Origin of the sequence: Streptomyces glaucescens, assembly GCF_000761215.1 — a bacterium.
Taxonomy (GTDB): Bacteria; Actinomycetota; Actinomycetes; order Streptomycetales; family Streptomycetaceae; genus Streptomyces; species Streptomyces glaucescens_B.
Map to the genome: position 1 here is coordinate 138,680 of NZ_CP009438.1, position 22,664 is coordinate 161,343.

Genomic DNA, 22,664 nt, shown 5'->3' on the forward strand with positions numbered 1-22,664 from the left:
CCTCGGCGTCGCGGTGCGCGGCGCGGTGTCCGGTTCCGGCCCGGGGTTCTACGCCTCCCTTCGCGCCGTGACCAAACCCGTCTCGTACGCGGCGATGACCGCTTGGGCCCGGTCGCGGACCCGCAGCTTGGCGAAGAGGCCGGTGATGTGGTTCTTCACGGTGGAGGCGCTCACCCCGAGACGGCCGGCGATCTGCGTGTTGTCCAGACCTGCGGCGATCAGCCGCCACACCTCCCGCTCGCGCGGGGTGAGTGCCTCGGTGCCGGAGGGAACCGGGTGCGGCGACGGGTGGGCCGGGGCCTTGACGTGCGTGGAGATGAGCCGGGTCAGCAGCCGTGGGGCGAGGATCGCCTCGCCTTCGTGGACCACGCGCAGGGCGGCGACGAGGTCCTCGGGCGAGATGTCCTTGGGCAGGAAGCCGCACGCCCCCGCCCTCAGGGCGTCCACGACGTACTCGTCCATGTCGAAGGTGCTCAGGGCCAGCACCCGGCAGCCGGGCAGTTCGGCGGTCAGCCGTTCGGTGGCGGCGATACCGTCCAGGACCGGCATGCGCACGTCCATGATGACCACGTCGGGCCGGCATGCGTGGGCGAGGCGGACCGCCTCGGCGCCGTCCTCGGCCTCGGCCACGACCTGGAATCCGGGTTCGGGGGCCAGCATCAGGGCGAGGCCGCGTCGGACGAGGGGCTGGTCGTCGGCGATGAGAACCTTTACGATCGCGCTCACGCGTACGCCTCCTGACGGTCGGCGGGCAGGGGAAGGAGGGCGTGTACGGCGAACCCCGCGCCCTCGGGTCCGGCCCGCAGGGTGCCACCGTGGAGGGCGACGCGCTCCCGCATCCCCACCAGCCCGTGGCCCGTCCCGCGTGCGGCGGAACGCCCGGGACGCGGACCGTCGTCGGTGACGGCGACCCGCACCTCGCGGGCCGTGCAGGTGAGCCGTACGTCGACGTGCGCGCCGTCCCCCGCGTGCTTGCGGGCATTGGTGAGGGCTTCCTGCACGATGCGGAAGACGGTGAGCGCGACACCGGGCGGCAGCGAGCCGGGGTCGCCCTCGGTGGTGAGCGTGGTGGGAAGACCGGCGCGGCGGCTGTCCCCGACGATGCGGTCCAGGTCGCCGATGCCGGGCTGCGGTGCGGTCGTCCCTCCCCCGTCGCCCTCCTCCTCGCTCTCGTCACCGGCCCGCAGCACGTCGAGCAGGTGCCGCATCTCGCGCAGGGCGGAGCGCCCGGAGCCCTCCAGCGCGACGAGGGCCTCGCGGGCGGCGTCCGGGGATCCGTGCAGATTGGCCCGAGCTCCTCCGGCGAGCAGCTGCATCGTGGTCAGGTGGTGGGCGACGATGTCGTGCAGCTCCCGGGCGATACGCCGCCGTTCCTCGGAGACGGCCCGTTCGGCGAGCTGCCGCCGCTGCGCCTCGGCGCTGCGCTGCCAGCGGCCGACGGCGACGGCGGCGCCTGCCACGAACAGCGCGGACGCCGCGTTGGGGGCGAGCTCGATCAGGGACGGCGCGGGCATCCCGGGGTGGACGAACTGGAGCACCGCGACGCAGCCGGCGACGGCCGCCGCGCCGACCACGGCCCTGTGGTGACGTATGGCGGTGTAGAGGGCGACGACCGTGGCCGCGCCGTAGTGCTGGCCCACGGAACTGAACCAGTTGACCGACAGGTTCGCCGCGAGGACGCACGCGAGGACCGTCAGTGGTGCGCGGCGGCGCGCCAGCAGGAACAGTGAGGCGACGACCACCACCAGGCATCCGGCGACCGGGACGTGGCCCTGGTCCATCTGGCTGGTGACGGTGAAGCCCACGAGATCGACGGCCGCGGCGCCGACGGCGACGAGTCCGTCGTGCTGGGTCCACAGTCCCTGCCCTGCGATTCGCTGCCCCGTCGCGGTCTCGTCGGGGCGCGTCCCGGTCGCGCGGCCCGGCGGCCCGGCGCCGGGCGCGTCGGCCCCGCCCCGTACCCGGCCGGGGCGCCCCTCGATCACGCTTCGTCCCATCTCCGCCCCCCTGTGCCCGTCCACGTTTCCCCGCGGCCGCCGGAGAAGCCCGGTGACCTGCGGCTCGTCCGCCGAGTGTCCCATGGTGCCGGTGCACCGGGCCCATGGCGTCCGGACCGGGAGTGAGCGGGGACCGGGAGCAGGCTCCCAGCGGCGCCACGGTTCGGGGCCCTGCTCCCAGAGGGTTTCTCGTCCTCGGCTCCGAGGTTCGGCACGCGCGGCGCTGATGTGCTGGACGGGTGCCGGGAGGACCCCGGCAAGGGCGCCGCTGCTGCCCTCCACGGTCCGGCAGGACTCGCGGCCCCGTACGTCCGTACCCCAGTTCCCTTCCCGGAGGCTTTCCGTGATCCGTTCGCTGACCCGGTTCTCGACCCGCAGACCCTGGCGGGTGATCATCGTGTGGGCCGTGGTCGGCGTCTTCGTGACGCTCATGGGTCAGACGCTCGTCTTCCGTGTGACGCAGACCGACAGCGCCGGCTTCCTGCCGGCGGAGTACGACGCGGCCGCGGCGCTGCGGATCGCCCGGGAGGAGTTCGGCGAGCGACCGGACGCCAATGCGGTGACGGTGCTGGTGGCGCGGCACGACGGCAAGCCGCTGCGGGACGCGGACGAGCGGCGCGTACGGGACGTGGCGCGTGAGCTGAGTGCCACGCGACTGAAGATGCCGTGGACGGACGAGCAGATACGGGGGCTGTCCGAGGACTACTCCCAGGTTCCCCGCGTGGCACTTCTGACGACCGCCCCGGACGAGTCGTTCGCGCTGCTCGGCGCACGGCTGCGGGGGAACTCCACCGACCCCGGCTTGCACTCCCTGTACCGGGTCTTCCACGACCGGGCGCAGCAGGAGTTCGGCGAGGCCGGACTGCGCACGGGGTTCACCGGCGGGCTGGCGGACGTCGTGGACCGCGCCGACGCGGAGGAGACCACGCAGATGGTGGTCGGTCTGCTGGTGGTCGGGCTGATCGTGCTGATCAACCTGCTCGTGTTCCGCAGCGTCCTGGCCGCGTTCGTGCCGCTGTTCGCGGTGTCCGTGGTGGGGGGCGCCGCCGCCGGCACGGTCGTGGGCGCGGCCCTTCTGACCGGTTTCGAACTGGATCCGGGAACCCCGAGCATGATCGCCACCGTGTTGATCGGCATCGGAGTCGACTACTTCCTCTTCCTGTTGTTCCGCTTCCGTGAGGAGCTGCGTCGGCGCCCGGAGGAGCACCACCGCCTGGTCGCCGCGGACGTGGCCGGGCGGGTGGGCACGGCGGTGACCTCGGCGGCGCTGACGATCGTGGCGGCCTTCGCGACGCTCGGGGTGGCGACGTTCGGTCAGTTCCGGGTGCTGGGACCGTCGGTGGCGGTGTCGGTGCTGGTGATGCTGGTGGCGAGTCTGACCCTGATGCCGGCGCTGCTGGCGGTGACCGGGCGGAAGATGTTCTGGCCGTCGCGGATCCGCTCGGAGAAGGCCGGACGGCCCGGCGCGGCGGGGCGTACCGGCGAGCTGGTGGCGCGCCGCCCGGTGCTGGTGCTCGTGGCGTCGGTGGCCCTCCTCGGCGCGCTGGCGGTCGGTGTGGCGGGCGTCCGCATGGACTTCGCCACCGGCGGCACCCCGCGTGACACGGCGGCCGCCGCGACGGCGCGGGAGATCGCCGTTGCCCTGCCGCCGGGAGTGTCCGACCCGACGACGGTGTACGTCACCGCCGACGACGGCCGGGTCCTGGACCCCGCGGGCCCGCGCGCCGTGCGCCGGGCGCTGTCGGAGGTGGCCGGAGTGGGCAAGGTGGCCGACCCGGTGTTCGACGCCGACCGCACCGCCGCCCGGGTGGACGCCTACTTGACGGTGGACACCCAGTCGCAGCGTGCGCGGGACCTCGTGGCGGGTCCGGTGCGCCAAGCGGTGCGGGAAGCGACACCCGCCGGGCTCACCACGCACGTGGGCGGCACGGCGGCCGTGTTCGCCGATGTGGCGACGGCGGTCGACCGGGACCTGCGGACGGTGTTCCCGGTGGCGGCGGCGCTGATCGCGCTGATCCTGGTGGTGCTGTTGCGCAGCCTGGCGGCGCCGGTGGTGCTGATGCTCGCGGTCGGTCTCTGTTTCGCAGCGACGTTCGGTGCCTCCGCGCTGGTCTTCCAGCACATCGGCGGCGAGGCGGGAGTGACCTTCGTGCTGCCGCTGGTGCTGTTCCTGTTCGTGGTGGCGCTGGGCACGGACTACAACATCCTGATCAGTGACCGTCTGCGTGAGGAGATGGCCCACGGGGGCCCGGCCCGCGCCGCCGTGGCCCGCGCGGTACGGCACACGGCGCCCGCTGTCGCCACGGCCGGCGTGGTCCTCGCGGCCTCCTTCGGCAGCCTCGCGGTGAACGCGGACCCCTCCACCCGTCAGCTGGGCTTCGCCACGGCCCTGGGCATCCTCCTGTCCGCCTTCGTCGTGTCGCTCCTGCTGGTCCCGGCGGCCGCGGCACTGCTGGGCCGGGGAATGTGGTGGCCGGTGCGCGGAGCACGAGGCCGGCGGGACGGGAGCGGCGGCCCGCAACCGCGGTGACGCCGGACGCGGGGCCGGATGCCGCCGCGGCCTGCCGCCGAACGCCGGTGAACCGGTGGTTACCTTGTCGAGCAGGGGCGGGAACTGGACGGCACCGCTGCGGTTCCCCGCTCACCAGGCAGGCCGCCCCGGCTGGACCGGTTCCCACGCGGACTGCGAGAGAGGGAGGGCCACATGTCCTTCCGGCTCAGCTCTCCCGTTCGAAGCAACTCCCATGGTTGCGAGGCCGTTCGGTCGGGCGGCGATGACGTCATCTCGAGCGCACCGCCGGCCTCGTGCGCGAAGGCCCCCGCCGTCCGGAAGCGTGTGGCGTCCGGACGGCGGGGGCCGGGGGATCGGGCGGGGGTGTCAGGGCGCCATCATCGATATCCCGAAGGGCTGGGCCTGCGGGGCCGATTCGGTGCCGTCGGCGGCCACGGCGGTGACGACGTAGTAGTAGTACGCCCGGGCCAGGCCGGGGTCCTTGTACGTCAGTGCCGTCACACCCGTGGCGATGCGGCGCTCAGGGGTGAAGACGTCCGAGCTGGACGTCGACCGGTAGACGTTGTACGAGACGGTCGCACCCTGGTCGCACGCTCCGGCCTCCCAGCTGAGCTGGGCGTAGTCCGCGCCCCTGCCGCCCCCGGTGATTCTGGGGGTGGGTGGTCCGGTCAGGACCGGGCAGGGCACGGTGACCTCGGCCATCGGCGAGAAGTCGGACCACCGGCTGTGCTTGCTGACGGCGCGCACCACGTAGCGCCAGGTCTTGCCGGCGGGCACGTTCTCGTTCGTGAACGTCGTCCCGGTGATGAGCGGGGAGACCGAGTAGGCCGACGTCGGGTCCGTGCCGGTGGTGCGGTAGACGTAGTAGCCGGCCACATCGGTCGACGTGCTTGCGGTCCACTCCACCTTGACGTTGCCGTTGTCGGCCGTCGCGGTGACCGAGGCGGGCGCGGCCGGCGTCTCGTAGACCGGCAGGCGCTTGCCGTAGACGGTGCCGTAGCCGGGCTCGGGCAGGGGGGAGACATTGCCCGCCGCGTCGACGGCGCGGACGGTGTAGCCGAACTGCACGCCGGCCGGGGTGCCGGTGTCCAGGTACGTGCCCTCGCGCACCACGGCGATCTGCTCCCACGCGCCGAACGTCGCGCTGCGCATGACGAGGTAGTGGTCCGTGTCGTCGGTGTTGGGCGTCCAGACGAGGTGCACGCCGTCCGTGCCGTCCCAGGCGTCCAGGCCGTACGGCATGCGCGGCGGGGTGACGTCGCCGGTGCGGGTGGCCGAGGCGGTCGCCGACGGGTTCGACTCCGTGCCGAGGGCCGTGACCGTCCTGACCTGGTAGTGGCGCACCTCGCGGACGGGCGCCGCGTAATCGTCGTAGGCGGGGCCGGTGACCGGCGTCTCGGTCAGCCGGGTCCACGGTCCGGCGGCCGACTCGGCGGCATACACGTGGAACCGGTGGGACGCGTCACCGTCGTACTGCCAGCCGACGGTGTTGCGGTCGACCCAGCCGTTGGCGGAGACGGCCGTGGGCGGCAGCGGCTTGGCCTCGGGGGCGTCGAGCTGGACGGTCGCGGAGTACGCGGAGGCGTTGCCCGCGTTGTCCCTGGCCCGCACGCGGTAGTAGTAGGTCGTGCCCGCGGTGGCGGACGGGTCGGTCAGGGCGGCGCTCTGCAAAGGTGTGCCGACCGAGGCGAACGGACCCTCGGGAGCGACGGCCCGCTGCACCTCGTAGGAGCTCGCCCCGCTGACCGGGGACCAGGAGAGCCGGGCACCGGCGGACGGGTCGTACGTGGCCGTGAGCCCGGTGGGCGCGGCGGGGGCCGTCCTGTCGGCGCTGACGACGCTGGTCACCGCGGACAGCGCGGAGGCGTTGGCGGAGCGGTCGACGGCGCGGAGGGCGTACTCGTAGGTGGCGCCCGTGGCCGGCGGCACCTCGGTGAAGCTGGTGCCCGTGATCAGGGTGGCGTTGCGCAGGCTCCAGCCGGTGGTGCCGGCGAGGCGGCGGTAGACGCGGTAGCCGGCCAGGTCCATCTCGTGGTTGCGGGACCAGGTCAGGGTCGACTTCAGGGTGGACGCCGAGTAGCCGGACTTCACGCCGACCGGTGCCAGGGGGGCGGTCTTGTCGTACGCGGCGCCGAGGACCGGCTTGTAGGAGAAGGAGATGTTGGCGGTGCCGGTGAAGGCGGCGAAGTCCACACGCAGGGTGTGGGTGCCGCGCGGCATGGTGAAGCGGACGGTCTTCCGCTGCGTCGAGCTGACGTTGCGCCACAGGTCGATCTTGCGGTGGCCGTCGACGTAGACGCGGACGCCGTCCTGGACGGCGGCGCTCAGGTCGAAGGGGCCGCCGGAGCCGAAGTTGCGGGTGGTGGTCCAGCGGATGCCGAAGTGGTCGCTCGGCAGGGTCACGCCGGAGGGGTCGCCGTAGCCGTAGTTCTCCGCGATCGCGGTGTCACAGACGGTGGCCTTCGGAGTGCCGGAAAGGGTGGTGTTGGCGTAGTACTGGGCCTTCCACACGCCGGCCGGGCAGGTCACGGCCGCGTGCGCGGTCGCGGGGAAGGCGAGCCCGGCCAGGGCTGTGGCCAAGGAGAGTACGGCCGCACCGCCTGTACGGCTCGCCGTGCCGAGGGATATTCGCATCTACGGATGCTCACACTTTCGATGAGGAGATGAGGACAAGGTGTGATTGCCGCCCCAATGGTGCCATTTGAAGATCAGTGGCGACAGCGGATTCGCTCGGTAAGTCACCGACGCTCCGAGCCTGTTGCAGGTGACGGAACGCGGGGCCGGCGTCCGGCGTCGCCGACGGCGACGGCGACGGCGACGGCGACGGCGACGGCTTCGCTGCGAAGTGGGGGCCGGGTCGGACGGACACGGCCCCCACTCACCCGATGAAGGGTCAGCCCGCCCAGACCTCGGCCTCGTCGGCCGGGACGGTGGTGGCCAGGCCCAGTTCCTTGCGGGCGGCGACCGACTTGTTCGGGTCGATGCCGGTGAACGCCGGGTCGTAGGCGATGTAGAAGGCGTCGGCGGCGTCGGCGGCGTCCTTCCAGTTGCCGGCCGCCTTCGTCAGCGTCGAGCGGAGCTTGCCGACCTCGGTGCCCTCGATGCCGGCCAGGCCCTTGACGTGTGCGTCGAGGGCGGCCGCGACGGCCTTGGCCTGCGCCTTGTAACCGGCCAGGTCGTCCTCGACGGCGTCCTTCTCAGGCTGGTGCGCCCACAGAGCCTCGTAGACCGCGTTCGAACCCTTGAGGTACGTGATCTGCTCGGGCTCGAAGGACTTGGCGGTGTTCAGCGAGCCGCTGAACTTGCCCTTCTCCGCCGTGTAGGTGCAGCTCACCGCGCGGTCACCCGTCACCCAGCTCTCCTTGGTGGGCGTGTAGTAGAAGAGAGCGGCGCCCTTGGGGAGCGCCCAGGTGTCCGGCGCGTACTTCTGCGCCTCGACCGGGCAGCGGGTGTCCGCGATCGCCGAGATCTCGTCGTCGCCGGGATACTCCTGGCCCTTGTCTATCGCGAACTCTCCGACGACCTGGCCTTCGTGCGCCTCGGTGCAGGGCACGACCTCGACGGCGAAGGCCGTGCCCTCGGCCTTGCCGTTCGGGTTGTAGCAGTCACCGATGTCCAGCGAGAACACCGACTGCTGGCGCGCCGCCTTCTTGGCGGTGTCCTTGGCGCCGTCGACGGCGTCGGAGACCTCCGAGCATCCCACCGCGCCGATCGCGAGCAGGGCGGCAACGGCGGACATGCCGCGGAGGGAACGGCGCGGGACACGGACTGTCATGACGAATACATCCTCTTACGTGATCTCTGTGAGCTCATGCGGCTCGTACGCGGTCTCTGACTCGCGACGGGCCGCGAGGGTTGTATCCGCGCTGCTCACAGCCGGAAGTCCGGTCACCTCGTGATGCACGTGGAGCCAGGGCGTACACACGTGGAGCCAGGGCGCGCAACCGACCGCTCATCGGCTGAGGCGGCCGCGGGCTTCGACGGAAGAGCCGGGCGTCCGGTGCGCCGCGGGCGATGTCGCGTTACCGACAGGAGCCGGCTCTGGACTCGGCGATCTCGGTGGCGGTCTCGATGCCGGTCGGTCCGGCTTCGAGCTCCGGCCTGAATAATCCTTGTTCCACGGGGGCCGGATGCTATTCGCTGTGCCGACGGCAGGCGGGATCACCTTGCGGAGGGAAGCACCCATGCGGGCAGTCACCAAAGGGGCGCTGGCGGTTTCAGCGATCTTCACGAGTGTCGTCATGCTGTCGGCGACGCCTGCCGTCGCCGCTCCCTACGACCCCTACACAGGCACGAGCCCACAGACCACGGGGTGCGCTGCGGACGCCGTCACGATCGGCACACGGCCGATCCGGAGTCCGCAGGCCGTCCACGGAACGATGGAAGTCCGCTATTCCCCCTCGTGCAAAACCAATTGGGTACGTGCCGTGATGACGGTGTCCGACGGCGCGAACACCGTCACCAAGGGGATCCGGCGTCCTTCCAGCCAGCCCGACGGACAAGGCGGTTGGCTCGGCTTCTACGAGAACTACGAGACGGATGCCGCCGTGGGATCCTCCTTCGGCATGCAGGTCTACGCTCCGGGCTCCACTTGCGTCATGGCGATGGCCATCGTGCGCAACGCCGCCGGACAGGCCGTAGCCTTCACCGGCACGAGCGCCGGCGACGCTTGGGTCGGCTTCTGCTAGGTAGCTTCGCGAACGAGGCCTGCCCGGACCGGTACGCCGTACTCCTTCAGCTGCTGGGACGGCTCGGCAGCCGGACGTCGACAGTGCCGGCGTGGCGCGGGCAGGAGGCTGCCGTCGACGACCCGCGCGCCGCCCGCTGCCGCGGAAGGGGCTGCGTCAGGAGGACGAGCCGGTTCCGTGCCGGACGGCCAGCAGGGCCACGTCGTCGTCGTTGTCCGGCGGGCGCGCCCGTGCCAGCAGTGCGTCGGTGAAGTCCTCCAGAGGGCGGCGGGCCAAGGCCGCGGCATGCCGGCGCAGGCGGTCCAGGCCCTCGTCCAGGTTGCGGCCCGGGGATTCGATCAGGCCGTCGGTGTAGAGGATCAGCGTCGCCCCGGGTGGCAGTTCCACCGTCGCGTCGGGACGCACCCGCTCGGGTGTGACCCCCAGGAGTATCCCGTGACCGTCGGTCAGATAGCGGGCCACGCCCTCGCGGGTGACCAGCAGCGGAGGCGGGTGGCCCGCGTTGGTCCAGGACAGCTCCCACCGACCGGTGGTGTCTTCACTCATGCGGGCGAAGACCAGCGTGGCCATCGAGACCTCGGTGATGTCCAGGATCGCCTGGTCGAGCCACTCCACGATCTTGCTCGGTGGCTTCTGCTGGGAGACGGCGTAAGCCCGGAGCATGTTGCGCAGCTGGGCCATGCCGGCCGCGGCCTCCAGGTCGTGGCCGACGACGTCGCCCACGGCGAGAGCGGTGGCGCCGTCCGTCAGGTCGAACGCGTCGTACCAGTCACCGCCGACGTGGGAGGCGTCCGACGCGGGCAGGTAGCGGACGGTCATGCTGCGTCCGGGTGACCGCGGAAGCCTCGGCAGCAGGTGGCGCTGCATCGTCTCGGCGACCTGGCGCTGGCGCTGGTAGAGACGGGCGTTCTCCAGGGCGAGGCTGGCGCGCCGGGCGATGTCCTCCAGCAGGGCGATGTCGGCCGCGGTGAACCGGTCGGGCTGGTCGGCGCGGCCCAGGGTGAGGGCTCCCAGCACGTCGTGGAGGCTGCGGAGCGGCACCATGACGGCCGAGTGCATGCCGGTCGCCTCGAACAGGCGCTGCTGCTCCACCGCGATCCCGGAATCGGGCGGGCCCTGATAGGTCTCCGGGCCGGTGAGGGAGGAGGCGACACCGCGCAGGGCACGCGACAGCGGCATCGGGGACTCCTGCGGCACCGGCGGCATGGGGCCCTGGAGGTCGTCGCGGAACACCACGGTGCCGCCCTCGGCATGGGCGACGGCGAAGCGGGAGACCTCGTCGCGCTCGCCGATCAGGTCGATGACGGCCCAGTCGGCTATGCGAGGCACCACGAGGGTGATCAGGCGGCGCAGCGCCTCGTGGATGTCCAGGGTGGAGGTGAGCAGGGTGGTCGTCTCGGCGAGCAGGGCCAGCCGTTCCAGTTCGGAGAGCCGTCTGCTGGTCGGTGGCCGCTCGCGGGGCCGGTCGGGTGCGCCTACGGGGTGGAAGAGAACGAGCGTGGCCGACGGGCGGATACCGACGTCATAGGGAGTGGCCAGCCAGGCCACCGGCAGGAGCGTGCCGTCTCCACGTTCGAGCCACTCGTCCTCGCCCTGCCGGGTGCGTCCGCCGAGCACACTCTCGCTCAGCCGGCACTGGTCCCTCGGGACGGGCTCTCCGCCGCTGGAGCGGTGCAGCAGATCGTGGGCGTCCCGGTCGATCAGGTCGGAGGCGGGGCGAGCCAGGAGCTGTTCGCCACGTTTGTTGACGGCGACGATCAAGCCCTGCTCGTCCGCCAGGTACGCAGCCGTGCCGAAGGCCTCGAGGACCCCCGCAACCACCCCCTGCGGAACATCCGGGCCCACCATTGCCGTCTCCCGTCGTCGGCGATCGTCCGGGCCGCCCCTGTCGTCCGAGTTCCCCGAGAACCGTCTCCTACGTGGAGAGGCGCATATCGTTCCGGTACGGGGCCGGCAGGGCCAGGTCAGGTTCTGGGGGTGTCCTGGTCGCGGGGCCGGCCGCCCGCGCGAGTGGTGCAGATGCCGGTCCGGCACTCCGGCGGGTCATTGAGCACGTCGAGGAACCGGTGGAGGGAAGGCCGGCATCTGGGACTCTCGGGTCCGCCCCCCTGCATCAGACCTGGCGGGAAACCTCACCCGGAGCCGTTCACCTCCCCCAGCCAAGTACGACGGAGACGGCCATCGGTGACATCACCTTGCGTAGTGAGGACACATCAGAGCGTGACCTTTTTGGGATCGGATCGGCCCCGGGTCGTCCCCGTCCGGTGACGGCTCCGTGCATCCGGTGCAGATGAAGGACCAGGACGCCTCCATACGTTCTGCCCGAGCAGCCGGCTCAGCATCCGTATGCTCCCGATCATGAGATTCTTCCGGAAGCGCGGCCGAAGCGATGCCGAACGGATGACGGGAACGCCGGTGGCTGAGGCCAAAGCCCTCTACGAAGCCGGACGTTACGCCGAGGCGGAGGCCGAAGCCCGCGCCGTGGCTCGAGCGCTGCCACGCGACGACGAGTACGCGGCCGTGGCGCTGAACATCGCCGCGATCGCGACGGGCGCCCAGGGCCGGCACGCCGAGGCACTCGCCACCTACGACGAGGCGCTGCCTGTCTTCAGCAGGATATTCGGACCCGGTCACTGGCTGACCTTGAAGCTGCGCTCGGACCGCGCCCAGCAGATGAGTGCGCTCGGTCAGTACGCCGAGAGCGAGGCGGAGTGTGCGGCCGTCGCCGAGGCCGCGGGCCGCGGTACCGGGCCGGAGATGTCGCTCCTGGCAGCGGCCGCCCGCAACGGGCTGGTCTTCGCCCTCAACGCGCAGGGGCGCCACCAGGAGGCCGAAGCACTCGCCCGCGAGGCCCTGGCCGCCCATCGCGCCCGTGACCGGACGTCCCTCGTCCTGCGACTCGGCCTGGCTCGCAGCCTCAACGGCCAGGCCCGCCACGAAGACGCCCTCAACGAGGCACAAGGTGCCGACATGTTGTACCGCGCCCTTCCCCAGCACCAGCGCCATCCCGATACGGGTGCCGTCGAACTCGCCTTCGCCACCGCTCTGTTGGGGCTTCGCCGCACTGCCGAGGCCCGCCGCCGGGCGGCAACCGCTCACGATGCCTGCCTGGCCTGCTTCGGCCCGGACCACCGCCGCACCGTCGAAGCCCGAACACTGCTGGAGCGCATCGACGGCACTCGTCCGTAGTGCAGAGATCGATCCGGATCGGAGCCGGCATCATCGGCTGCTGCCGAACTGGCCTTGCCCGGAGGGTGATCCACTGCTCCCGCGCACCGGCAGGTCGACGCCGGTCGGTACGGCCTCGTGCGGGCGGCTTCAATCACCGCGCCTTCCGGGGCACACCGGAGCTGCGGTCGGCGGCACGCCCCGCTGTGCGGCGGAAATCTCACGCACCGTCCGCAGTGGCGCCAGGCAGCGTCGAGCGGCTGCTTCGCCGGGGCTACTCCACCTGCCCGATCCGGAGAAGGTTCGCGGGGAGATCGATGCCCAGTTGGTCGGCGAGGCGCTGGGTCGCCTCGGGCGGCAGGATTCCGTTGCTCAGTTGGGTGGCCACGCTCACGACGCATTGCGGGAGGGCGCCGACCAGCCGGGAGACCCCGGCCTGGGCGATCGCGTCCGCGATGTCCTCTGCCGAGAGACTGGCGACCACTTCGCCGTCGGGTCCGGTGTTCAACTCGACGAGCACCTCGTTGAGGCACGTCTCGGAGAAGCCCGCCACCAACACCGCCAGGTCGTGCAGGTTCGGTCCGTCCGTCGACGGCGGGACGTCACCCTGCGGCTGCGTCGGAACACCCCCGACCTGGACTGTGCCGGGCACGGCACTGCCCTCGTCCGCGGCCCCGCTGGCGCGGTCCTCGGCGGATCCATCGGGATGTGCGTCGCCCCTTCCGTCCCCACCAGGGTGGACAGGGGCAGTCGCGACGCCCTTCGTCATCGTGGCTGTGGCGTTCTCCGGGTGCGGATGGTCCGCCGCGAATGCGGGGCCGGCCATTCCGAGCGTCGCGGTGCCTGCCATGGCGGCTGGAATCAGGGCCGCCGCGAACCGTGTGGACATGTTCATGGGGCTCACCCTCGGGGATGCGTACGGCTTCGACTTTTCCGGCGTCCGGCGCGGCCGGTAGGCCTCGCCCTTCACGTACGAGCCACAACGCGGGCCGTTCGGAGTCTCCTCTTCAGCCCATCACAGGCGACCGCATGTCGCATCCCGCCGGAACGGTTGACGAGCGAACCAAGGACTGCCCGATGACGCCCTCGGCAGCAGGCCCCCCGGGGGCGTGCCGACACCGACACCGACGCCAGCGCCGACGCCGACGCCGACGCCGACGCCGACGAGGAGGCTGCCACACCCGCGCTGCGCCGAAGTCCGCCAAGCCGCGGTCGTCGCCATCGTTCGGATGCCCTGACCGGCTGCGGCCACTGCCCCTGCCGACATCCGTCAGTCAGGTGTTCCGCCCGGGGTGATCAGCCCCGTCTCGTAGGCGAAGACGACGGCCTGGACGCGGTCGCGCAGGTCCAGCTTCGCCAGGATGCGGCCGACGTGGCTTTTGACCGTCGTCGGGCTGAGGAACAGCCGGGAGGCGAGTTCGGCATTGCTGAGGCCCGTCGCGAGCAGGCGGAGTACCTCCAGCTCGCGCGGGGTCAGGCCGGACGGGTCGCGGTGCGGGGCATTGGCCCGCGGTTCGTGGTTCGCGGCGAAACGCTCGATCAGCCGCCGAGTGATCGTGGGTGCGAGAAGGGCGTCGCCGGTCTGCACCAGGCGTAAGGCGGACACCAGGTGTTCGGGGGTGACGTCCTTGAGCAGAAAGCCGCTGGCGCCGGCCGTGAGCGCCGCGTAGACGTAGTGGTCGAGGTCGTATGTGGTGAGGATGACGACCCGCGTTCCGGCCGGGCCGGTGTCGCTGGTGATGCGCCTGGTGGCCTCGATGCCGTCCATCTCCGGCATCCGGATGTCCATGAGGACGACGTCGGGCCGCGTACGGCGTACCGCTGCGACAGCCTCGGCCCCGTCGGCGGCCTCGGCCGTCACCTCGATGCCGTCCGCCGTCAGGATCATCTTGAAACCGGTGCGTACGAGAGCCTGGTCGTCGGCGATGACGGCGCGCAACGGCGGCCGATCCGTGGTCATGCGGTGCCTCGCGGGATGCGGGCCGTCACCCGGTAGCCGCCGGCCGGTGTCGGTCCGGCCGTCAGCTCGCCCTGGTAGACGGCCAGCCGCTCGCGCAGTCCCAGGTGGCCGCGGCGGTTGCTCTGCACCGGCACGGCATCCTCGGTACCGCCGGTGTCCGTGACCTCGATCTCCAGACAGTCTTCGGTGTGGCGGATGGCGACGGACGCCTGCGCGCCGCGCGCGTGTTTGATCGCATTGGTCAGCGCCTCCTGTACGACGCGATACGCCGCGAGGTCGATGCCCGGTGGCAGCGGATCGGGCGGCAGCGACACCTCGACGCTCACGGGCGTGCCGGCGGCGCGTACTCGTGCGACGAGCGCGTGGAGCTGCGCGAGCCCGGGCTGGGGCTCCAGGCCGTCGGGCCTCTCGTGGTCGGGGGCGGCCAGCAGGCCCATCACGTGGCGGAGTTCGGCCATGGCGGCCCGACCGCCCGCCTCGACGGCCAGCAGTGCCTCCTTGGACTGCTCGGGCGCCATGTCCATCACTTTGCGGGCCGCGCCGGCCTGGATCACCATCACACTCACATTGTGGGTGACGACGTCGTGCAGTTCGGCGGCGATGCGGGCACGCTCCTCCGCGACGGCACGGCGCGTGGCCTCCTCCTGGGCGGCCTGGAGTTCCGTCACCCGGTCCCGGCTGGCCGCCAGCCGCAGTTGCAGGTGGCGGACCAGGCTGGCCAGCATCCCTGCCACCAGGAGCACGAATCCCGGGCTGGACCACCCGGGGAGCACGGGTTGCGCGTTGCGGAACACGAGCGCGGACAGGGCGGCGGCGATCACCAGGGCGACGATCGCCGCGGTCCGGTGACGGCTGTGGACGACGGCGCTGTAGGCGCCGATGACGCAGGCCAGGACGGTGATCCAGGAGGCGGAGCTGCCGATGGCCAGTGCGGCGCCCAGCACCATCACGAAAGAGGTCAGCGGATATCGGCGCCGGGCTGCGAGCGGCAGCGTCGACAGGACGACCAGAGCCCAGGGCACGGACGGGGAGTCCTCCCCCACGAGCACCTGACCGGGGCCGGGCGCCGGGGGCGGGGCCGGTATGCCGGTCCCGACGTCCACCGCTGGGGAGCTGATGCCCACGGGCCCGTCACCGGCCCAGCGCACCGCCACGAAGAGGGCGGTGACGGTCAGTACGACCGCGAGCACCACGTCCGCGCGTACCGCTCGCCGGGGCAACGGGGAGGCCTTCGCCTCCGGGCTTGGTGCGAAGGCCGTCGCCTCCGGGCGCAGCGCGTCGATGAGTTGCCGATGCCGGCCGCGCCGGTCTGCCGTCTTCACCCGTGCATTGTGCTGCGCTCCCCGCTCGGCCCGCGTCCGCCTGTCCGGTCAGGGCATTGCCCCGAAGGCCTACTTCTCAGGTATGACTCCGCGGGCGGATCCTCCGCGGGAAGGGGCCGATGTCGGTTCCGCGGCCGACGCGCCCGGTACGCGGCTGCCCCTAGGTTCGCAGGGCCGGCGACGGCACGTGCCATTCGCGACCGCAAGGACGGACGACTCGTATGCATCAAGTGATCGAACTGCAGGGTGTGGCGAAGCGCTACGACAGTGCCGGCGCACCGGCGCTCGGACCGCTCACGCTCGGCGTCGCCGAGGGTGAGGCCCTCGCCGTGACGGGTCCGTCCGGCAGTGGCAAGTCCACGCTGCTGAACCTCGTGGCCGGCCTGGACAGGCCGACCGATGGCGCCGTGATCGTGGCCGGGCGACGGATCGACCGGTTGAGCGAGCACGCCCTCGCGAAGTTCCGTCGCGAGCACATCGGCATGGTCTTCCAGTTCTTCAATCTTCTCGACGACCTCACCGTCACCGACAACATTCAGCTCCCGGCGCAGCTGACCGGTACCGGTCGCCGCGAGGCCGCAGCCCGCGCGGGTGAACTCATGGAGATGCTGGGCATCCGCCGGCATGCCCGCGCCTACCCGGGCCGGCTGTCCGGGGGTGAACGCCAACGGGTCGCCGTCGCCCGGGCCTTGGTCAACCGGCCTGCGCTGCTGCTCGCCGACGAGCCCACCGGTGCGCTCGACACCGCCTCGGGCCACGACGTCCGCGATCTGCTGGTCGATCTGCACCGCGCCGGACAGACCGTCGTGCTGGTGACGCACGATCCGGCGCTGGCGGAAGCATGTGCGAGCCGCACGATCCACCTGGTCGACGGTCACGTCGCCCTCGACACGTACGCGCAGGCCGTCCGATGAGCCTGTTCGGTACCGGCGCGCTCGGCCGGGTCGTACGCTCCGGCGTCGGCCAGCGGCGGGTGCAGACCGTGGTGATCGCCGTGGCCACGATGATGGCCGTGGCGTCGGCCGTGGTCGCCGGGTCGCTGATGGCCGCCGCGGCCGCTCCCTTCGACCGCGCTTTCGCTGAGCAGCGGGGTGCGCACCTCACCGCCCGGTTCGATCCTGCGCTGGCGAGTGCGGCCCAGCTGGCGGCGACCGGGAAGCTGGCCGGTGTCAGCGCGAGTTCGGGGCCGTACCCGTCGACGGAGTTCCGCCCGGTGGACCGGACGGGTTTCCGGTTGCCGACGCTGACCCTGGTCGGGCGGTCCGGGCCGGACGGCGACGTGGACCGCGTGGAGCTGAAGTCCGGCCGTTGGGCGCAGCGGCCGGGCGAGATCGTGCTCGCCGCGTCGTTCGAGGGGCCCGCCCTCGGGATCGGCGCCACCCTGAGGATTTCGGACACCGCGGGCGCACCGACCCTTTCGATCGTCGGCTTCGCTGTGTCGGCCGGCCGGAGCGCCGACTCCTGGGCGACTCCGGCGCAGGTCGACGCGCTGGCCTCGGAGGGCAGTCCGGTCACGAGCCAGATGCTCTACCGCTTCGACTCCGCGAGCACGAAGGAGCAGCTCCTCGCCGGCCGGAAGAGGCTCTCCGCCTCTGTGCGGCCGGGGGCGCTGCTGGGTACCGAGTCCTGGCTGGACACCAAACGGGCCGCTGATCAGGGCGCGGCGGCGACCGTCCCGTTCGTTTCGGCCTTCGGTGTGCTCGGCATCGCGATGTCGGTGATCATCGTCGGCAGTGTGATCAGTGGGGTGGTCGGGACCAGCCTGCGCAGGATCGGCATCCTCAAGGCCATCGGGTTCACCCCACGCGAGGTCGTACGCGCCTACGTGGCCCAGGCGTTGGTCCCGGCCGGTGCCGGCATCGCCGTGGGCGTCGTCCTGGGGAACCTCCTGGCGGTGCCGCTGCTTGCGGACACCGCGGCGGCATACGGCACCGTCGCGCTCTCGGTGGCCTGGTGGGTGGACGTCACGGTGCCGGCCGCCGCCCTGGTCGTCGTGGGGCTCGCGGCGCTGGTTCCCGCCCTGCGGGCCGGCAGGCTGCGCACGGTCGAGGCGATCGCGGTCGGCCGGTCGCCGCGCACGGGGCGCGGCCGGTGGGCGCACCGGGTGATGGGGGCGCTGCCGCTGCCGCGACCGGTGACGTACGGTCTCGTCACCCTGTTCACGCATCCGGTCCGTGCACTCGCGATGCTGCTCTCGGTGGCGTTCGGCATGGTCGCGGCGACGTTCGCCGTGGGGCTGACCTCGTCCCTGCACGCGATCGGCATCGCGCAGGATCCCGAGAGCCGTGCCGCGGTCACGGTCACGACGACGAGGATGGCCGAAGTCGCTCCCCCGCCGCCGCCTGTGGGGGGCGACGCGGGAGATCCGCCTCGTCCTGGCGGCAGCGGTCCGGGCGCGCCTCCCGTGGAGGGCAGCGCGGCGAGCGGGGAACCCGGGGCCGCCGATCCGGCGACAGTGCGGGCCGCCGTCGCGAGGCAGGCGGGCACCGGGTCGTACTACGGCAAGACCCGGACCGAGGTCACCGTGGCCGGGATCTCCGGCCCGGTCAGGGCCAGCCTCTACGAGGGCGATTCGCGCTCCGGCAGCTACGAGATGATCTCGGGGCACTGGATCACCGGCGCGGGGCAGCTCGTGGTGCCGACGCGCTTCCTGGAGAGGACCAGCACCAAGATCGGTGATTTGGTGCTGGTGACCCGTGCGGAGGAGACGGTGAGGCTGCGGATCGTGGGCGAGTCCTTCGACACCTCGGGCAGCGAGCCGGAGATCCACGCGGACATGGCCGACTTTCCTTCGGCCGAGCCCGGTACCTTCCTCGTCGAGGTGGAGTCCGGCGTCTCCGCCGAGGAGTACGCCCGGAAGGTCGCCGCGGTGGTACGGCCGCTGGGCGGCGACGCCGCGGCCAACGCCCCCTCGGGGCCGGAGGGTGTCCTCCTCATCATGTCCGCGCTTGCGGTGCTGCTCACCCTGATGCTGGTCTCCGTGGCGGGCCTCGGCGTACTCAACTCCGTGGTCCTGGACACCCGGGAACGCATTCACGACCTGGGCGTCTGCAAGGCGATCGGCATGGCGCCACGGCAGATCCTGGTCCTCGTGCTCTCCTCGGTGGCCGCGATCGGCGTGCTGGGCGGGCTGATCGGCGTGCCGGCGGGGTGCGCGCTGCACGGTCTCGTCGTGCCGGTGATGGGGCGTGCCGTGGGCACCGGTCTGCCGTCGCCGGTCCTCGACGTGTACGGGCCCGTCGAGCTGCTCCTGCTGGGGCTGGGCGGGGTCGCGATCGCGGTGCTGGGCGCGGTGGTTCCGGCCGGCTGGGCGGCCAGGGCGCGTACGGCCACGGCGCTGCGCACCGAGTAGCGTCCGGCGGAGGGCGAGCCGCTGGGGCAGCTCCGCCGGGGCCGGTGACGGCGGCTGGATGACACCGGACGGGACTCCGGGGTCTTCGAGCCGCCGTCGCCCCGGTCCGGGTGGAGGGCGGACGATCCGGTGGCCCGGGCTGTCCGCCGCGGTGCGGTGCCGGACCGCTGCCCCTGCGACGATGCCCGCGTCCGTGCCCGGCGTGTGGCGGTGGCGCGGATCAGCCGGCGGCGTCGCGTTGCCTGTGGTCGTAGCCGTCGCGGTGGGTGAGGACCTCCTCCATGTGGCTTTCCGCCCACTCCTTGATTCCCCGCATGACTCCCTGGAGCGAGCGCCCGAGATCCGTCAGCTCGTAGGTGACGGTGACGGGCACCGTGGGCGTCACGGTTCTGGTCACCATCCCGTCGCGCTCGAGTGCGCGCAGTGTCTGCGTCAGCATCTTCTGGCTCACGCCCGAGATGCGCCGGGACAGCTCGGAGAACCGCATGGGCTGCGGTTCGCCGGCGGTGCGCTCCCCGGGGCGCGGGCCGTCCCCGCCCAGCGCGGCGAGCACGAGGGCCACCCACTTGTCGGAGATGCGCTCCAGGAGCTGGCGGCTGGGGCAGACCGCGAGGAAGGCGTCGTACTCCCGCCTCGCCATGGCCCGCCGCTCGGACGCGGTGCTGGTCGCCATCGGTCGGTCCAACTCCTCAGTTCGGTGACTTGCTTACTTCAAGGTGCCTACTTCCCCGAGGAAACAGGGCTCTTCCATGCTGGTGCCGCAGCACGGAAAGGGCAAGGCCCACGAATGTCCCGCACGAAGGAGTAGGTGACGATGCATCAGATGACATCTCGGCGAGTGGTGGTCTGGTCGCAGCGGGGGAGCTCCCGGCCCGTGTCCACGCCGTCGCACCGCTCGACAGGGCGGCCGACGCCTACCAGGCGATGGCGGAGGGCGGCGTCCGCGGCCGCATCGTCCTCGTCCCCTGACATCCCGACCCGAGCGCACGAGATTCCCCTCCACGAACAGGAGAGCTGATGCTCACCACGATCGCCACCGTTGTCGCCGGCCTCCTCGGCGCAGGCCTCGTCCTCATGGGCGGGAGCGCCGTCGCGAGACCACGGGGACTCGCCGGCTTCGGCATCCCCGACGCGCCGGTCGACGACCCCGCGCTCCGGCCCTGGCTGCGTGTGAAGGGGCTGCGGGAGATCGCGCCCGGGGCCTTCGTCTTCGCCTTGATGCTCACCGCGACCTCCTCGGTGCTGGGCTGGTACCTGCTGGTGTTCGCCGTGATACCCGCCGGGGACGCGCTGGTCGTGCTGCGCAGCGGCGGGCCGAAGGCCACTGCGTACGGCGTCCACGCCGCGACGTCGGCGGTGATGGTGCTGACCGGCATCTGCCTCCTGGCCTGAGCGAGTGTGGGGTCCGGGTCAGAGCTGTGGCGGCGGGCGCTCTTGCCCCTGCACCGTTGCTCACCAGCCCGTCCATGGCCGCTTCCGTCGCCCCCGCAGTAGCCGTCGTGACGGCAAGCCCGCCCTACGACGAGATGAGTGCGGACGAGCCGCGCGTGCCGGTATGCCGCATCCTCGCCGCCCCGGCACAGCGGCAAGCGCGTGATCCAGAAGGTGAACGCGGTCCTCGACCGCGGCACCGTGGAAGAGGTGCGCGCCTGGGTGGAGACGGGCGACGGTCTTCGCCCAGGCCGAGGACGACCGGGGCGCGCTCGGGTCCGGCAGGGGTTGGGTCTTCCGCGTTACTCGGTGTGGCCGGTGCGGGGGCTGTCGGGACGGGCCGTGTGGTCGGGGTGGCCGGGGGTGCGCCGGGCTTCTTTCATCTCCGCCTCGTACAGGTGGTCCCTGCCGTCGGCCAGATCGTCCAGGGCCTGCCGTTCCACCCGCTTGAACGGCTCGTAGTACGTGCGGTTGTAGTCCTCGACGATCTGGAAGGTCCACCGTCCGGGGATGACGTTGCGGCCCACGATCTCCTGCTGTACGCGGTCGGCCCAGCCGTCGTGTCCGGCCTCGCGCAACAGGCGCACCGCCCGGTCCAGCTCCAGATCGGCGCCTCCGGTCAGCTGGTGGAACGAGTAGAGGTGGCCGCGGGCACGCTCGGTCGTCTCGAGCGCCTTCGACAGGGCTCCGAGTGCCTCGACCGTGGTGTCGGTGACACCCTCAGGGCGCCGGTGCCCTGCATCGGGTCCATCGTTGTTCGTAGACATGGATGCGAGTCCTTCCGACGTGTCTTGTGGGTCGGCCGGGCGTCCGGGTTCCCAGAAGCAACGGCGCGGACCTCACACGATTCCTCCAAGTGCTGTCCTCCGCCACGCGGTGCTCACCGTTCCCCTTCGCGTCTTCGCGGACGCCTCGTGACCGCCCACCGCGCCGGTCGTATCCCTCGACGTCCCGTACGTGTGCGGGACCGGTGACCCGGAGCGTCGTACTGGGCGTCAAGGGGTCGGCCGGCCGTGCGCGCCGGTGGTGTGCGCCTCCCAGTCGGCGCGTCTGCCCGCGCCCAGAAGACCTGTTCCGGCCGCGAAGTCGGCGGCGGGCGTGCGTCGCATCTCCCGTCGGGCGACGCGACTGACCAGCATGGGGAACAGGGGGCGCAAGGGCTGGCACCAGCGAAGCCAGGGAGGTGCGTAGACATGGGCGGCACGGTGTGCGACGCCGATCGCGAGCCGGTCGGCCACCTGCTCCGGCGTGTGGACGCGGCCGGCGAACCACGGCTGGTCCGCGCGCAGGGCGCGCAGCACCGGGTGCTCGTCCAGTCCGGCGATCATGTCGGTGCCGGTCCAGTGCAGATAGGCGATGCCCACGGCGATGCCGTCGGGTTCCAGCTCGCCGCGCAGGGACTGCGCGAAGGACTCCGCTCCCGCCTTGGAGGCGCAGTAGGCGCTCATCATGGGGGCCGCGCCGAAGGCGGCCGTCGAGGCGACCTGGAGGAAGTAGCCGCGGGTGCGGGTGAGCTGCGGCAGGAAGGCGCGGGCGGTGTTGGCGGCGCCCACCAGGTTGACCTCGACGACCCGCCGCCACAGAGCGGCGTCGGTCAGCCGGAAGGGCCCGCCCGCGGCGACCCCCGCGTTGGCCACGACCACGGACGCGGCACCGAGGCCGTCGGCCACCTGCCGCGCGGCCTCGTCGAGAGCCGCCTGATCGGTGACATCGGCCTCGACGCACTGACTGGGCGTGGTCAGCGACGATGCGGCGGCCTGCAGGGTGCGCGCCTCGCGCCCGACCAGGGCGACGTGCATCCCGTCCGCCGACAAGCGCCGCGCCAGGGCCTCGCCGATCCCGCGGGCGGCCCCGGTGACGACGGCGACGCGGCCCCGGAGAGGTGCCTCGAGACCTGCCCGGCCGTTCGGACGCGGCCATACGGTGCTGTGCATGGGGTGCTCGCTCTCGCGTTGTGCGAAGGTCGCGGCGCCCTCGGATGCCGTCCGGGCACGGCCCTCGCGGGGCCCGGGTACCCGGACGACGTCCGCCGACCCGTCGCAGGGGGATGGCCTCGCACAGTGCGGCCGTAGGGCCGGTGCGGGAGGGAACGGTGCACTCCCCCTGTCCCGCGGAACAGGCGGGCGACGTGGCGGGCGACGTGGCTGAGGCACTTGTCGCCGGCGGCACCATGCACGCCTTCTGTGGCGTGGCCGCCACAGACTGGTCTGCGCAGCCGTGGTCGTGCCCACCTG

General features: G+C 72.1%; 18 protein-coding genes. 7 read left to right on the plus strand and 11 right to left on the minus strand.

Annotated elements, in window-relative coordinates; genetic code table 11:
- Positions 1 to 48: 48 nt before the first annotated feature.
- Together SGLAU_RS00595 and SGLAU_RS00600 are read right to left on the minus strand one after the other, a co-directional pair.
- Entirely contained in the window at positions 49 to 726 is a 678-nt protein-coding gene (locus SGLAU_RS00595) for a response regulator (protein WP_043497365.1), read from the minus strand.
- Entirely contained in the window at positions 723 to 1,997 is a 1,275-nt protein-coding gene (locus tag SGLAU_RS00600; RefSeq protein ID WP_043506070.1) for a sensor histidine kinase, read from the minus strand. Before SGLAU_RS00600 ends, SGLAU_RS00595 begins: the two co-directional genes overlap by 4 nt.
- Positions 1,998 to 2,340: 343 nt before the next feature.
- On the opposite strand from SGLAU_RS00600, the gene SGLAU_RS00605 reads away from it, so the two are divergent.
- Positions 2,341 to 4,527 (plus strand): MMPL family transporter, encoded by a 2,187-nt coding sequence (locus tag SGLAU_RS00605; protein ID WP_052413534.1) that lies wholly within the window; start codon positions 2,341 to 2,343, stop codon positions 4,525 to 4,527.
- Positions 4,528 to 4,875: 348 nt separating this feature from the next.
- On the opposite strand, the gene SGLAU_RS32740 is transcribed toward SGLAU_RS00605, so the two are convergent.
- Together SGLAU_RS32740 and SGLAU_RS00615 are read right to left on the minus strand one after the other, a co-directional pair.
- Positions 4,876 to 7,089, minus strand: coding sequence for a PA14 domain-containing protein (locus tag SGLAU_RS32740; protein ID WP_052413535.1), 2,214 nt, complete (start codon positions 7,087 to 7,089; stop codon positions 4,876 to 4,878).
- A 313-nt stretch (positions 7,090 to 7,402) separates the two neighbouring features.
- Positions 7,403 to 8,284, minus strand: coding sequence for a septum formation family protein (locus SGLAU_RS00615; RefSeq protein WP_043497367.1), 882 nt, complete (start codon positions 8,282 to 8,284; stop codon positions 7,403 to 7,405).
- A gap of 409 nt (positions 8,285 to 8,693) precedes the next feature.
- Here SGLAU_RS00615 and SGLAU_RS00620 point away from each other — a divergent pair, with 409 nt between their 5' ends.
- Entirely contained in the window at positions 8,694 to 9,197 is a 504-nt protein-coding gene (locus SGLAU_RS00620) for a DUF2690 domain-containing protein (protein WP_052413536.1), read from the plus strand.
- Between the two features lie 156 nt (positions 9,198 to 9,353).
- On the opposite strand, the gene SGLAU_RS00625 is transcribed toward SGLAU_RS00620, so the two are convergent.
- A complete protein-coding gene (locus SGLAU_RS00625; RefSeq protein WP_043497368.1) occupies positions 9,354 to 11,045 on the minus strand; it encodes a SpoIIE family protein phosphatase in 1,692 nt (563 codons plus the stop codon).
- 510 nt (positions 11,046 to 11,555) lie between these two features.
- Between SGLAU_RS00625 and SGLAU_RS00630 the strand changes: the two genes are divergently transcribed.
- On the plus strand, positions 11,556 to 12,386 hold the full coding sequence (locus SGLAU_RS00630; protein ID WP_043506075.1) for a tetratricopeptide repeat protein: 831 nt from the start codon (positions 11,556 to 11,558) through the stop codon (positions 12,384 to 12,386).
- Between the two features lie 253 nt (positions 12,387 to 12,639).
- Here SGLAU_RS00630 and SGLAU_RS35145 read toward each other — a convergent pair whose 3' ends face one another.
- From SGLAU_RS35145 to SGLAU_RS00645, 3 genes are all read right to left on the minus strand, one after another.
- On the minus strand, positions 12,640 to 13,260 hold the full coding sequence (locus tag SGLAU_RS35145) for a hypothetical protein (protein ID WP_159072746.1): 621 nt from the start codon (positions 13,258 to 13,260) through the stop codon (positions 12,640 to 12,642).
- A gap of 375 nt (positions 13,261 to 13,635) precedes the next feature.
- On the minus strand, positions 13,636 to 14,325 hold the full coding sequence (locus tag SGLAU_RS00640) for a response regulator (RefSeq protein ID WP_043497376.1): 690 nt from the start codon (positions 14,323 to 14,325) through the stop codon (positions 13,636 to 13,638).
- On the minus strand, positions 14,322 to 15,647 hold the full coding sequence (locus SGLAU_RS00645; RefSeq protein WP_043497379.1) for a sensor histidine kinase: 1,326 nt from the start codon (positions 15,645 to 15,647) through the stop codon (positions 14,322 to 14,324). The genes SGLAU_RS00640 and SGLAU_RS00645 overlap by 4 nt, the downstream gene beginning before the upstream one ends.
- A 221-nt stretch (positions 15,648 to 15,868) precedes the next feature.
- On the opposite strand from SGLAU_RS00645, the gene SGLAU_RS00650 reads away from it, so the two are divergent.
- Together SGLAU_RS00650 and SGLAU_RS00655 are read left to right on the plus strand one after the other, a co-directional pair.
- Entirely contained in the window at positions 15,869 to 16,561 is a 693-nt protein-coding gene (locus SGLAU_RS00650) for an ABC transporter ATP-binding protein (protein WP_043497381.1), read from the plus strand.
- The gene (locus SGLAU_RS00655; protein ID WP_043497382.1) at positions 16,558 to 18,999 is read left to right on the plus strand and encodes an ABC transporter permease; all 2,442 of its coding nucleotides are present in this window, start codon (positions 16,558 to 16,560) and stop codon (positions 18,997 to 18,999) included. Before SGLAU_RS00650 ends, SGLAU_RS00655 begins: the two co-directional genes overlap by 4 nt.
- 220 nt (positions 19,000 to 19,219) lie before the next feature.
- On the opposite strand, the gene SGLAU_RS00660 is transcribed toward SGLAU_RS00655, so the two are convergent.
- Complete coding sequence (locus SGLAU_RS00660; protein WP_043497383.1) at positions 19,220 to 19,672, minus strand: winged helix-turn-helix transcriptional regulator; 453 nt, start codon at positions 19,670 to 19,672, stop codon at positions 19,220 to 19,222.
- A gap of 29 nt (positions 19,673 to 19,701) precedes the next feature.
- Between SGLAU_RS00660 and SGLAU_RS36870 the strand changes: the two genes are divergently transcribed.
- Together SGLAU_RS36870 and SGLAU_RS00665 are read left to right on the plus strand one after the other, a co-directional pair.
- A complete protein-coding gene (locus SGLAU_RS36870; protein WP_078957522.1) occupies positions 19,702 to 19,968 on the plus strand; it encodes a zinc-binding dehydrogenase in 267 nt (88 codons plus the stop codon).
- Between the two features lie 48 nt (positions 19,969 to 20,016).
- Entirely contained in the window at positions 20,017 to 20,391 is a 375-nt protein-coding gene (locus tag SGLAU_RS00665) for a DUF4267 domain-containing protein (RefSeq protein ID WP_052413537.1), read from the plus strand.
- Between the two features lie 341 nt (positions 20,392 to 20,732).
- On the opposite strand, the gene SGLAU_RS00670 is transcribed toward SGLAU_RS00665, so the two are convergent.
- Both SGLAU_RS00670 and SGLAU_RS00675 read right to left on the minus strand, forming a co-directional pair.
- Complete coding sequence (locus SGLAU_RS00670) at positions 20,733 to 21,197, minus strand: hypothetical protein (RefSeq protein ID WP_043497388.1); 465 nt, start codon at positions 21,195 to 21,197, stop codon at positions 20,733 to 20,735.
- Positions 21,198 to 21,425: 228 nt separating this feature from the next.
- Positions 21,426 to 22,364 carry an SDR family oxidoreductase gene (locus SGLAU_RS00675; protein WP_043497389.1) on the minus strand — a complete coding sequence of 313 codons (939 nt, stop codon included), beginning with the start codon at positions 22,362 to 22,364 and terminating at the stop codon, positions 21,426 to 21,428.
- Positions 22,365 to 22,664 lie beyond the last annotated feature (300 nt).

Bases quoted from the DNA above. Each gene is read 5' to 3' on its own strand.
- SGLAU_RS00630 (WP_043506075.1), top strand. From the start codon at position 11,556: ATGAGATTCTTCCGGAAGCGCGGCCGAAGCGATGCCGAACGGATGACG.
- SGLAU_RS00620 (WP_052413536.1), top strand. From the start codon at position 8,694: ATGCGGGCAGTCACCAAAGGGGCGCTGGCGGTTTCAGCGATCTTCACG.
- SGLAU_RS00600 (WP_043506070.1), bottom strand. From the start codon at position 1,997: ATGGGACGAAGCGTGATCGAGGGGCGCCCCGGCCGGGTACGGGGCGGG.
- SGLAU_RS00660 (WP_043497383.1), bottom strand. From the start codon at position 19,672: ATGGCGACCAGCACCGCGTCCGAGCGGCGGGCCATGGCGAGGCGGGAG.
- SGLAU_RS00650 (WP_043497381.1), top strand. From the start codon at position 15,869: ATGCATCAAGTGATCGAACTGCAGGGTGTGGCGAAGCGCTACGACAGT.
- SGLAU_RS00670 (WP_043497388.1), bottom strand. From the start codon at position 21,197: ATGTCTACGAACAACGATGGACCCGATGCAGGGCACCGGCGCCCTGAG.
- SGLAU_RS00675 (WP_043497389.1), bottom strand. From the start codon at position 22,364: ATGCACAGCACCGTATGGCCGCGTCCGAACGGCCGGGCAGGTCTCGAG.
- SGLAU_RS00615 (WP_043497367.1), bottom strand. From the start codon at position 8,284: ATGACAGTCCGTGTCCCGCGCCGTTCCCTCCGCGGCATGTCCGCCGTT.
- SGLAU_RS00625 (WP_043497368.1), bottom strand. From the start codon at position 11,045: ATGGTGGGCCCGGATGTTCCGCAGGGGGTGGTTGCGGGGGTCCTCGAG.
- SGLAU_RS00640 (WP_043497376.1), bottom strand. From the start codon at position 14,325: ATGACCACGGATCGGCCGCCGTTGCGCGCCGTCATCGCCGACGACCAG.
- SGLAU_RS00655 (WP_043497382.1), top strand. From the start codon at position 16,558: ATGAGCCTGTTCGGTACCGGCGCGCTCGGCCGGGTCGTACGCTCCGGC.
- SGLAU_RS00665 (WP_052413537.1), top strand. From the start codon at position 20,017: ATGCTCACCACGATCGCCACCGTTGTCGCCGGCCTCCTCGGCGCAGGC.
- SGLAU_RS35145 (WP_159072746.1), bottom strand. From the start codon at position 13,260: ATGAACATGTCCACACGGTTCGCGGCGGCCCTGATTCCAGCCGCCATG.